Below are 8,206 nucleotides of genomic sequence, written 5' to 3'. Positions count from 1 at the left end.
GGTCATCCTGCCTCAGTAAGGCTGGTTTCCGCAGTTCAGTTTCACGGCGCCCGAAAGGGCGCCCTTTTTTTTGCCCGCGCCCGGTTGGGAAGCCGGCGGTTCAGGCAGCGCGGATGATCTCGGCGAGTCGACGGGCGGTTTTGAAGCCCTTCGATGTTAAAAAAGCACTGGATTTACCGAGCGAAAATGAAGATTGGAGCGGGTGATGGGAATCGAACCCACGCTGCAGGCTTGGGAAGCCCGAGTTCTACCATTGAACTACACCCGCGCCGACGGACGGCTGGTTGTTAGCACACGCGGCCGGGCGAGTGCAACACGCGAGTTGGCTCATTCCGGGGCGCTGCGATTTTTTCGTGCGAGTGCCTTCGCGCCGCGGACGGCGAACAGCGCGGCACCGACGATGCCCGCGTCGTTGCCCATCGTGGCCGGCACGATCTTGCATTCCACGCTCGCGAGGTGCGGGAAGAACTTCTCGGGTTCGGCGCTCACTCCACCCCCGATGATGAAGAGGTCGGGCGCGAGCATGTATTCAAGCGTCGCGAGGTATCGGTCGACGTTCCGTCCCCACGTTTCCCAGGAGTGTTTGTGCCGCTCTCTCGCGACGGTGGAGGCGAATTTCTCCGCGTCCTGCCCGCCGACTTCGAGGTGGCCAAGCTCCGTGTCCGGGAGCAGGGAGCCGTTGTGGAGCACCGCCGAGCCGATGCCGGTGCCGAGCGTCACGAGCACGACGGTGCCGCGCACGCCGCGACCCGCGCCGAACCGCGCCTCGGCGAGGCCCGCGGCGTCCGCGTCATTGCCGACCGCGACGAACGAGACTCCGAGGGTGCGGCGCATGTGCTCCACGATTTCGTGGCGCACCCAGGATGGGTCGAGGTTCGGCGCGCGGCGCACGACGCCGTTCTTGATGAGGCCCGGGAATCCGACGCCGACGGCGCCGGTCCAGCGGAGTCGCTTGCGAAGTTCGCCGATGGCGGTGACGACGGCCCGCGGCGTGGCGGGTTGCGGCGTCTTGCTCCGCGCGACGGCCGTGGTGAGCTCGCCTTTGCGCGTGTCAACGATCGCGGCCTTGATGCTCGTGCCGCCGATGTCCACGCCAAGGATAAGGTGCGAATCGCTCATGGGGTTTCAGGGTCTGCCGTTCTGTGTTCTGGGTTTCGAGCCCGTCGGGTCATCCGTGGATGACGAGCTGGATGTTTTCCGGAAGGCTCTTGGCGACTTCAGTCACGACGTCGCCCTTGAGCAGGTTGACCATCTTGTTCCGGTGCGTGGAGCCGAGCATGAGGATGTCCACACCGAACGTGGCCGAGAGGTCGAGGATGGTGGCGGCCGGGCTGTCGCTCACGGCGTAAACCGGGACCACGGGCACGTCGTTCTGGCGGCCGAGCTCGATCATGGTGGAGATGATTTTCGCGGCCTCGGGGTCATCCTCCCAGCGGGCGGGCCCCGGGTATTGCAAGGGACCGGTGAGCGTGACGCCGAGTTCCTTGACGAAAAGGACGTAGAGCGAACCCTGCCGGAGCCGCGCCTCCTCGAGCGCGAATTTCAACACGGGCGTGAGGCCGCGCGCGGCGACGAGGATGGTCTGGCCCGGGTTCAGGTTCAGCTGAAAATCTGGGACCGTCGCCGGAGCGACGCGCGCGGCGACGCCCTCGGACACGGTGATGGTGCGAAGCCCCGCGCGGCGTTGCGCCCACGCGCGCAACGCGAAGCCCACGCCGAGCACGCACACCGCGAAAAACAGCGCGTCCTGCTCGTGCTTCGCCACGGTCAGCTCCACCCCGAGCAGGATCAGAAATGTGACGCCCATCAGCAGGCGCTCCCACCAGCGGAGCACGAGCGCGCGGTTGAAGGTGCACGAGCCGAGGTTCACCGTGATCGCGCCGACGACGCCGATGGCGTAGAGGCTCATCAGCGATTCAAGCTTGGTCGTGAACGCGACGACGACCGCCGGGATGATCGCCGCGATGGCGAGCGGCAGCCACGGCACGCCGAATCGATTGAGGCGCGTGAAAGTGCGGGGCATCTCACCGTCGCGCGCGAGCATGTAGACGAGGCCGATCAACGCCGCGACGGCGGTGTTCACCGCGCTGAGCAGCAACAGCCCGACGACGATGCCCGTGATGATGCCGAAGGCGTTCGCGCCTGCCGCACCGAGGATCGGCGTGCTGTAATGCTGCGCGAGGACGCTCAGCATATCCTCCCACCGGTCGCGCAGCATCGGTTCGTCGGACTTGGGCATCGAGAGCATCGCCCAGCCGAGCAGCACCGTGCCGAGGACGACCTCGACGGCGACGATGGCGATGGCTTTCCGGGAAGTGTGGCCGACGCGCGGCTGTTCCATCGTCGAGTCCGGGTCAAGTTTCATCACGCCCGTGAGGTTGGCGATGGCCTCCACGCCGCTGAGCGCGAGGATCATTCCCGTGAACGCCAGCCACGACGGGCCGAATCCCTGGCCGGCCTCCAGGTTCGTCGTCTTCAGGTGCGGCACGCTCAGCGCGATCGTCACCAGCACGACGACGACCATCGGCACGGCCAGCGTCATCGCGAAACTCCCGCTGTGCTTCGGCCCGAACCAGTTCACGATGCCCACGACGATGAGCAGCAGGATGGTCGCGCGCCCGACCAACTCCGGGGGCACGCGGAAATACGTCATCGCCGCCCATCCGCTCATCGCCGCGGTCACGGTGAAATTCGCCACGAGCAGCAGCGCGCCGAGCGCGGCAAGCGTCCGGCTTTGGTCGCGCGCCGCGGAATACACGCCGCCGCCGTCCGGGAAATGTTTGCAGACGATGATGTAGTTCCACGCGACGAGCGCCGTGAGCGCGACGACGGCCACGATGATCGGCAACGACGCCCACGCCGCGGCCGCCGCGCTCGCGCTGAACGCAAAGCCGATGACGTAGGCTTTGCTCGTGCCCCAGTCGCCGTAGAGCAGCGCGGCGGCGCGCCTCCAGTCGAGGTTGCGCGGACGATGCACGCCGGGGTTTTCCATGGCTACGAAGGGCGTTCCGGGGCGGTGAAGGGATGCGGTTGCATCAGAAGCGCGGCCATTTGAGGCGAGGAACCACGGTTCGTCAAACGATTAGCCGGGGCCGGTCAATCCGTTCGTCGCAGCGGCAGACCGAGCCGAGGGTCGGCGAGGTCGAGGCGATACATGATCTGGTTGTAGTCGTAGCGCGGCGTCTTCACCGGGTTGCCGGAGAACTCCGCCGTGTAAGTGCCCTCGAAGTAGATGAGGCGCCCGCCGTGCTGGTCGAAATACGGGTGCTGCGCCGGGTTGTAAAAGCTGTAGCGGTCGTGTGTCACGATCTTGCGCGCGAGCGTCCACGGGCCGGTGAGCGACTCCGACTCCGCGAACCAAATCTCGCCGAGAAACGACGTGCCGCCGCTTTGCAGGCCGATCATCACCCAGCGCTTGCGGAAGTCGTTCCAGCAGATTGAACCCGAGTGCATGTCCACGGGTTTGCCGGAATCGGCGTCGGTCATCTGCAAGCGAGCCTCGGCCGGGTCGAGTTGGCCGCTGCGGACCTGCTCGCGCTCGGCCTTTTGTGTGAGCGGTGCTGACGGCGTCTGCCATTCATGCTGCGCCTTTCCCGTGGTGTTGGTCGTGATCGCGAGTGCCTCGTAGCGCGACTGGTTTGTCACGCTCTGCCAGTCGGCCTTCACGCGGACGGTCGCAAACGGCGCGGGGAAGTAAATGTGGTCGCCGCCCGCGCCTTTGAGCCGCACCGGATGTCCGTGTGGGCGGCGCCACTTCTCCTTGAGGTCGAACTCGACGAGCTTGTCGAGCCGCTGCTGCTCGTCGTTGAACACCACGAGCCCGTGCTCGAGCATTTCGCCGAGACTTTTCATGCGCATGTAATGCGCGACGAGCCGCTCGCTGCCGGAGGGGTCGTTGATCGTGAAGACGCCGTGGACCCACACCATGCCCGGCGCGCCAAGCTTGATCATCGGCCGGCTGAAGCCGTCTGCGCCGGTGAAATAAGTCAGGTCCACGCCGGCCGAGGGTTCGAGTCCGCCGCGCGCGGGAAGTCCGCTCGTCGCGCCCGCGGTGCCGAAGTGGCCGAGCGGATACTTCGGGCGCAATGTGTCGCCCCAAAACCAGTGCAGCCTGCCGCGATACGGGAGCGCCATCACCGTGTCCTGCCCGGCGACCTGTGCGTTGAGCAGCGGCTCGGCGATGGGCGCGCGTCCGCCGAGCAGCACGGAGTCGCGGTAGATGCCCTCGCCCGTCACACGATAGAGCCGCTCGGCGATGTTGAGCCGCTTGAGCTTGAGTTCCGCGCTGCCGCCGGGCTTCACCGCGAGCGATTTGCCCGCGTAGCCAAAGCCGTCCTTCTTGAACTCGTAGCCGTGGCTGCGCACGTGGAAGAAGACTTCGCGGTTCATCAACGCCGGCTCGAAGAACGCCACCGCGCCCGCGCTGTCGGTCTGGAAGCGCAGGTGATGCACCGTCTCCAATTCCACCAACGGCACTCCGCGCCCGGTCTGCTCGTCCACAACCGTGATGCGGAAGTAGTCGGATGGAGCGGCGAGCGCTTCGAGAGAACAAATCGCGATGACGACGATGGCCGTGGCTCGGTTCATTTGGGATCGATCCTCACCGTGAATCTCGTCTGCCTTGCACCGCGAACGACGAGGCGGCCGTTGTGAAATTCTCCATCCGGCGAACTCACGCGCGCCTTGTCGCTGTCGGTCGCGGCGAACCACGAGTCGTTCGTCCGGTTGCCGAGGTTGAAGCGCATTTCCAATCCGCCTCCGCGCGATCTCGCGAGCACTTGTTTCACCGCCACACCGTCGGCCTCGAACCGAAACTCCACCGCTTCCATCGCGCCGTTCGGAGACTTCACGAGCGAGTAGCCCTTGAACGCCAGTTGTTTCGGCTCCGCTTCCATCGAGCCCAAGCGCAGCGGGAACGCGTTTGGGGCCGTGAAGATTCGCTGGCCGATCGCCTTCGCGTTGCCACCGCCGCGACCGGTCCACACCGGCTCGACATCGAGGAATCCGCCGATCCAGACGTAACGCAGGCTGCACGCCTCCGAGTCAAACACGCACGACAGCCCGCCGGGAAATCCGACCGCGATCGAGCGCGGCGACGATTCGGCGATGAACGTGCGATGCACGACGACTTCGTTGTGCGCCGCGAGCTTGAAGTCCGCCGTCGGCGCGTCGAGTCCCGCGGGGAGTGGCAGGTCGCGGCCCGCGGCGAGCGTGCGGAGCAACCGATCGATTTTCGCTTCCGCTTCCGCCGCGGGCATCTCGCTGAAGAACGCGGGCATGGCCGTGCCTTGTTGGATGCGGCCGGGGTCGCGGAGCCAGCGCCGCAGCCAGTCGCCGCGGATGCGCGCGTGCATCTCGACCATGTCCGGCCCGCGCAAATCGCCGACGGAGCGCCGGCCCTTGAAATCGTGGCACGTGATGCACGAGAGCCCGCCGTCGCCGGAACCGAGCAGCTTCGCTCCTTCGTCGAGTTGTGCCGGAGGAAGCGGCTCGGCCCGCTCGCCTTCGCCCAACTCCGCGCCGGCTTGCTGCGCGAAGAGCGGAACCAGTTCGCGGGCGGTTTCTCCGCCGTGCGCGGGCAGGAGCGACATCCACGGGCGGACGCGGCGGTTGCGAACGAGCACGTCCTCGAGCCAGCTCGCGCGGAGCTTGTTGCCCGCGTCGGTGAGCGGCGGCGGCGCTTCATTCGCGCCGAACGCGCGCCGCGGCGGTCCGTAGAGTTCGTGACACTCGATGCAATTGAGCTGCCTGGCCAGTTGATGAAAGCGCTGCAGCGGCGCCTCGCTGACGACGGGGCCGGGCACCGTGTCGGCGAGCGACGGCAGCGTGGGGTATTCGCGCCGGACGAAGGCGGTCCACGGCACCGGCTCGCGCGCGAAGTGATCGGAATGCCACTGAAGCTGCAGGCGGGCGGGGCCGCCGGGCTTGCGCGCGAATGCGATGCGGAGCGTGTTTTCGCCTGCGGCGAGTTGCACGGGCTGGCCCTCCACTTCGCGGCCGTTGATGAACACGTGCGCGTCGGCAAAGAACGTGTAGCGGCCCGCGCGGGGGATTTTGATGTATCCGGTCCATTCGGCGATGAACGCGGGCTTGAGCTGCGGATGGATGGATTGCTGCGGCGTGAGCGTGAAGTTGGGGGTGGGCGCGAGGAACGTGACCGATCGTGAGTCGTCGCGCGCGACGACTAACAGGCCGGGACGCGAGGCGGCTTGCTGGGCGCGCAATGCAATGCCTGGATTTGCGGCGAGCGTCGCAAGCAGCAGAAACCGAAGCAGAGTTCGCGGGAGTCGCACGGCGGCATCCTCACGTCGGCGTGGATTCATGGCAAGCGCCGCTCAGGTCGCGGGTATGAAGCGCTGGAACAACAATGCGAGGCAAAAGAGAACCAGGAATCCGGCGCCGATCTCGACCGGGGCATCGGCGACGGCGAGCAGGTCCACGAACACGATGCCGGCAAGCATCCGCGACACGGCGGCGCCGGCGTTGCGGCGGGTTTCGGAGAGCAGCGGCCCGAGGCTGTGGAGGGTCCAGAGCAGGAGGAGCGACGCGAGGAGCGCGGCATTAAATGCGAATTCGCCCGCGTTCACAACGAGCGAGAGTCCGACGGGCGAGACGATCAACAGGATCGGCCAGCGGCTTGCCATGCCGCCCGTGCTCTCGACGCGGGCGATGAAGCTGAGGCCGGCCACGTAAAACGCGAGCGCGAACGCGCTCCACATCGCGAGGCCCGTCACGCCGAGGTCGCCCGTGGCGGCGGCGGCGAGGCAGAGAAAATACCTGCACGCCGCCATGAGCACGGGCGCCCATTGCACGAACTTGTGGACCGCGTCGTAGAGGAGAATGCACGCGAGGAGGACGACGCCGAGGCTCGCGGCTGTTTTGTTCGTGACGATGAGCAGCAGCAACCCGGCGCCAAGCCAGAGGCAGCCGAACTGCCAGACTTGGCGCGGCGTGATGGCGCCGGAGGGAATCGGTCGCTCCGCGCGATGCCGCCGGTCGAACTCCGCGTCGAAGGCGTCGTTGAGGAACATTCCGCCGACGTAGAGGCAGGTGGCGGCGAGGCAGACGTGCGTGAAGAGGTGCCAGTTCCCGCCGCCGCCCAGGAGCCAGCCGGCGAGGCAGTTGGACCAGACCGTCGGCAGATTGGAGACACGGCCGAGCACGAGGAGCGTGCGCAAGTAGGAGCGAAGCGTGGGCTGAGTTTGCGCCGGCATGAGTGCGCGGCGATGAAACACGGACGCGCAGGGGTTGGGAAGAAGAAGATGTCGGCCCGGCTTTTGACTTTCACCGCCGGCGGGAGGGACGTATTTTGCCGCCGTGCGAACGGTGATTTATCCCGGCAGCTTCGACCCGTTCACGAACGGCCATCTGGACGTCGTGAAGCGCGCGGCGCGGTTGTTCGACCGCGTGATCGTGGCGGTCGCGGACAATGACACGAAAGCGCCGCTGTTCAGCCTGCAAGAGCGGCTTGCGCTGGCCGCGGGCGCGGTGAAAGGGATGCGGAACGTCCGTGCCGAGACGTTCCGAGGTTTGCTGGTGCGCTACGTGCGGCGGCGCAAGGCGGGCGCGGTCATCCGAGGACTGCGGGCGGTGTCGGACTTTGAGTTCGAGTTTCAGCTCGCACTGATGAACCGGAAGCTCGACGAACGGGTGGAGACGATTTTCATGATGCCGAAGGACACTTACACGTTTCTCAGTTCGCGGCTGGTGAAGGAGATAGCGCGACTGGGCGGGGACGTCCGCGCGTTTGTGCCGCCGGCGGTCGGCCGGGCGTTGAAGAACAAACTTGCGCCAACCAGCCGGAAGGGAAGCCGTCGCTAGCGTGCGCCGGTCGAAAAGCCCACCGATTGCCCGATTCATCGCCACCATGCCGCTGCTTCTGAACGTGATCGAACTTTCCCGGTCGCCCATCGCGCTCGATGGGCGATTGCCGGTGTCGGAACTTGGATTGACGGACCCGGACGAGTTGATCCATCCCGCGGAGTTCCTCGAACACTGGCTGCAGGCCGAGTTGATGGAGGGGTCGATCCTCGTCCAGGGACGCCTGCGGCTTGCGCTCCGTTGCGAGTGCGCCCGGTGCTTGAAGCCGTTCGAGCATGTGATGGATTTGCGCGAATGGGCCGCGCATCTGGAGTTGAAGGGCAACGACGCCGTGCCCGTCGTGGCCGATGCGGTGGACTTGACGCCCCAAATTCGCGAGGATATT

The 8,206-nt window shown here is 66.3% G+C and carries 7 protein-coding genes and 1 tRNA gene; 2 read left to right on the top strand and 6 right to left on the bottom strand.

Going from position 1 to position 8,206, the window contains the following annotated elements; translation table 11 throughout:
- Positions 1 to 194: 194 nt before the first annotated feature.
- The 6 genes from FJ386_14505 to FJ386_14480 all read right to left on the bottom strand — a co-directional run bounded on the left by FJ386_14505 (position 195) and on the right by FJ386_14480 (position 7,214).
- Positions 195 to 268, bottom strand: a tRNA-Gly gene (locus FJ386_14505).
- A gap of 59 nt (positions 269 to 327) precedes the next feature.
- Positions 328 to 1,119, bottom strand: a complete 792-nt coding sequence (locus FJ386_14500; protein MBM3877900.1) for an ROK family protein — start codon at positions 1,117 to 1,119, stop codon at positions 328 to 330.
- A gap of 49 nt (positions 1,120 to 1,168) precedes the next feature.
- Entirely contained in the window at positions 1,169 to 2,992 is a 1,824-nt protein-coding gene (locus tag FJ386_14495) for an amino acid permease (GenBank protein ID MBM3877899.1), read from the bottom strand.
- A 104-nt stretch (positions 2,993 to 3,096) separates the two neighbouring features.
- Positions 3,097 to 4,587: a hypothetical protein gene (locus FJ386_14490; GenBank protein MBM3877898.1), complete on the bottom strand. Its 1,491-nt coding sequence runs from the start codon at positions 4,585 to 4,587 to the stop codon at positions 3,097 to 3,099.
- Entirely contained in the window at positions 4,584 to 6,323 is a 1,740-nt protein-coding gene (locus tag FJ386_14485; GenBank protein ID MBM3877897.1) for a hypothetical protein, read from the bottom strand. Before FJ386_14485 ends, FJ386_14490 begins: the two co-directional genes overlap by 4 nt.
- Before the next feature lie 12 nt (positions 6,324 to 6,335).
- Positions 6,336 to 7,214: a prenyltransferase gene (locus FJ386_14480; protein MBM3877896.1), complete on the bottom strand. Its 879-nt coding sequence runs from the start codon at positions 7,212 to 7,214 to the stop codon at positions 6,336 to 6,338.
- Between the two features lie 103 nt (positions 7,215 to 7,317).
- Between FJ386_14480 and coaD the strand changes: the two genes are divergently transcribed.
- Both coaD and FJ386_14470 read left to right on the top strand, forming a co-directional pair.
- Positions 7,318 to 7,821 (top strand): pantetheine-phosphate adenylyltransferase, encoded by a 504-nt coding sequence (gene coaD, locus FJ386_14475; GenBank protein ID MBM3877895.1) that lies wholly within the window; start codon positions 7,318 to 7,320, stop codon positions 7,819 to 7,821.
- A gap of 46 nt (positions 7,822 to 7,867) precedes the next feature.
- Positions 7,868 to 8,206: hypothetical protein (locus FJ386_14470; GenBank protein MBM3877894.1), on the top strand; the 339-nt coding region annotated here is incomplete at its 3' end.

The organism is Verrucomicrobiota bacterium (assembly GCA_016871675.1).
GTDB lineage: Bacteria > Verrucomicrobiota > Verrucomicrobiia > Limisphaerales > VHCN01 > VHCN01.
Note: the sequence above shows the minus strand (reverse complement) of the source record. Positions and strands in the feature narration are given on the sequence as shown.

Coding starts and splice junctions, on each gene's coding strand:
- FJ386_14490 (MBM3877898.1), bottom strand. CDS start 4,587: ATGAACCGAGCCACGGCCATCGTCGTCATCGCGATTTGTTCTCTCGAA.
- FJ386_14485 (MBM3877897.1), bottom strand. CDS start 6,323: ATGAATCCACGCCGACGTGAGGATGCCGCCGTGCGACTCCCGCGAACT.
- FJ386_14500 (MBM3877900.1), bottom strand. CDS start 1,119: ATGAGCGATTCGCACCTTATCCTTGGCGTGGACATCGGCGGCACGAGC.
- FJ386_14495 (MBM3877899.1), bottom strand. CDS start 2,992: ATGGAAAACCCCGGCGTGCATCGTCCGCGCAACCTCGACTGGAGGCGC.
- FJ386_14480 (MBM3877896.1), bottom strand. CDS start 7,214: ATGCCGGCGCAAACTCAGCCCACGCTTCGCTCCTACTTGCGCACGCTC.